General features: G+C 40.9%; 3 protein-coding genes. All 3 read right to left on the bottom strand.

Going from position 1 to position 2,669, the window contains the following annotated elements; all coding sequences use genetic code 11:
* Positions 1 to 67 precede the first annotated feature (67 nt).
* Entirely contained in the window at positions 68 to 1,273 is a 1,206-nt protein-coding gene (locus A2517_RS10690) for a HAMP domain-containing sensor histidine kinase (protein ID WP_294896875.1), read from the bottom strand.
* Positions 1,224 to 1,877: a response regulator transcription factor gene (locus A2517_RS10685; protein WP_294896873.1), complete on the bottom strand. Its 654-nt coding sequence runs from the start codon at positions 1,875 to 1,877 to the stop codon at positions 1,224 to 1,226. Before A2517_RS10685 ends, A2517_RS10690 begins: the two co-directional genes overlap by 50 nt.
* The coding region (locus A2517_RS10680; RefSeq protein WP_294896871.1) for a hypothetical protein at positions 1,874 to 2,669 on the bottom strand (796 nt) is incomplete at its 5' end. The genes A2517_RS10685 and A2517_RS10680, both read right to left, overlap by 4 nt.

Raw genomic sequence — 2,669 nt, 5'->3', positions numbered from 1 at the left:
CCTATTTTTGTATTTCGGAAAGCATTGTAAAGCAGGAGTGTAAAATTTATGTAAAAAAAATAAAAATTTACCCGTTAGTGTAAATGGGTGGGCAAAAAGTGTAGGTAAAGGTACTCCCCTCACCGTATACGGAGTCGATATGAAGCTCAATACCCGCTTTATCTACAATCGATTTGACGATATTAAGACCTATACCGAATCCCCCCTTGTCCCGATTTTCACGGTAATACCGCTCGAAAATACGATTGATGTCCTCAATCCCGACTCCGTTATCACGAAAACGGATCACACACTTATTCTCAAACCGCTCCAAAATGACGTCGATTTTCCCCTCTTCATGAGAATATTTGATCGCATTTGAAATATTATTGTCAATAATACGCTGCAACTGTGTGGGATTAAATACAATCGTAACACCTTTATCGATGTGCGGAAATATGGTAATATTTTTGAGTGCGGCGACTTCGGAAAAGTAATCAATCCTCTCTTGCAAATAGTGACTTAAATCGATCGTTTCATGTTCAAAGGCCAAACGTTCGTTTTTTATAAGGTAATCCATATCATTGTAAAGGGTTGCGAGGGTTTTGGTAGCTGCTTTAATCCGCTGCAGATATTTATTCGTAGGATTGGCACGATTATACAGATCAATATTGACATTAATGATAGAGAGGGGCGTATTGATCTCATGCATCGAATCTTTTATAAATTGATCCAGACGCTGATTAATCCGCTGAAACGGCAAAGCAAACCGATCCAGAAAAAAGAGGGACAAAACAAAGATCAATGCGGTAATGGAGAGCAAAATCACCACAACATCCTGATAAATTCGGGCGTACGAGATATTCCCCCCTACCACCAGATAGGATGCTCCGAAATAGCGCCCCTCAGGGAGAGCTATGACCAAATACGCATAAGAGTCTTGAATATGGTACCCTATTTTTTGAACATTAATCGGTGCTTGAATGACGCTAAATAACGGGTTAAAATGGACATCATAAAGCCCTGATTGAAACGAGCGGAATCTCGGATATTCAAACGGTTTATTCTCATTGGAGTCAAACTCTTCCATGGTACGGATAATCAAATGGGACTGCCGCTTGAGTTTAAACTCATACTGAATTTCATGAATGTACTTCATATAGGTGACATAAAGATAAGTGGGGAGCAACAGCAGTACCGCGACCAGCATTGTGTAGAGAAATGCATTTTTAAGTGCGTAGCGATTATCGTTCAATGATGTATCCCAACCCGCGACGATTTTGAATGATCTCAATGGGGAGTTTTTTTCGAAGATTATTAATTTGTACCCGTATGTTGGCCGGATCGACGTATTCCCCCCAAATCTCATCTTGAAACATCTCCACTGAGACGACTTGATTCGTGTGCTTGAGCAATACGGTAAAAATCTCTTTTTCCGTTTTACTGAGGGCAATATTATGATCGTTGTGCATCAACATAAAGTTTTCGGTATCGTAAATAAGCCCTTCGCCGAAATCGATTCGATTTTCCCCCTCATGATAGAAGCTTTTCATAGCATGCATAATCCGTATCTGTAATTCGGTCAGATCAAACGGTTTGCGGATATAGTCACAGCACCCCGATTTGTACCCCTCTTGCAAATCAGACACATTGACCATAGAGGTGAGAAAAATCGCCGGTATTTTATTTCCCTCTTTACGCAGCGTCCGCAGAAGCTCAAATCCGTTCATTCCCGGAACATTCACATCGAGGAGATAGAGATCGAAGTGGGTTTCATAGATTGCATCAAATGCTCTCTCACCATTGCTGAATCCAAACACTTCAAATCCCAACTCTTCCAAAAATTCGGTGATACTGACACGCAGCATATATTCATCTTCGAGCAATAGTACTTTCATCGTATCTCCCCTTTGATCTCTTTGGTTACTTTATAATCGAGCATAATCCCGATCAATTCCTCTTTGGAATAGGCATTCAACCGTTCACGTGCCTCTTGCAAATAGAGTTCTCGATCTTCCGGAGGAACGGTATCTTTGAGGTAGAGGAGCTCTTTATCGTATACACTTTGAAATTGGGCATTATCGAGCGATTTTTTGACCATGACATCGTAGAGTTCATTACGGGAGAGATGGATCAAAAAGGAGATATCCTCTTCATCCGAATGGGTATAGGTGCTGATCTGCTTTGGAGAGAGGGAAAAGATAAAAGCTCCTATACTCTCCCCTTCACCGTTTTTCATCGGCTCATAAAACAGATAACGCCCGCCGCTAAAAATGACACGGGTTGTTTTCAATGTTTTAAAATTGATCCCCTCTAAAAGTTTTAAATCGCTTTGGGTATATTTCGGATTGGCTAAAATATACTCTTTTCCGATGAGAGGATTCTCTTGCATAAATACGGCCGTTTCGTAAAATCGCTCATCCATCAAAATATACAAATCAATTCCCAAACGGTCAAAATATTCTTGCGTCGATTCGAAAAAAGAGACCACCTCCACAAATCCGACCATCTTCTCGGTATGATAGATAGGAACCGTTGCTTTGACCCCTATCTTTCGACCTACTTCGATAGCGGAGCGGGGTTTTTTATGATTTTGAAAATAGAGGAGATCGGGACGATGAAAATCCAAAGGCATCCCTGCATACGAGTTGTCCCAGCTCCGTGCAAAAATAACATAATCAGAGGTAATA

The sequence above is a fragment of the Sulfuricurvum sp. RIFOXYD12_FULL_44_77 genome (assembly GCF_001830725.1).
GTDB classification, from domain to species: domain Bacteria; phylum Campylobacterota; class Campylobacteria; order Campylobacterales; family Sulfurimonadaceae; genus Sulfuricurvum; species Sulfuricurvum kujiense_A.
This window is presented reverse-complemented; position numbering and strand designations above follow the sequence as displayed.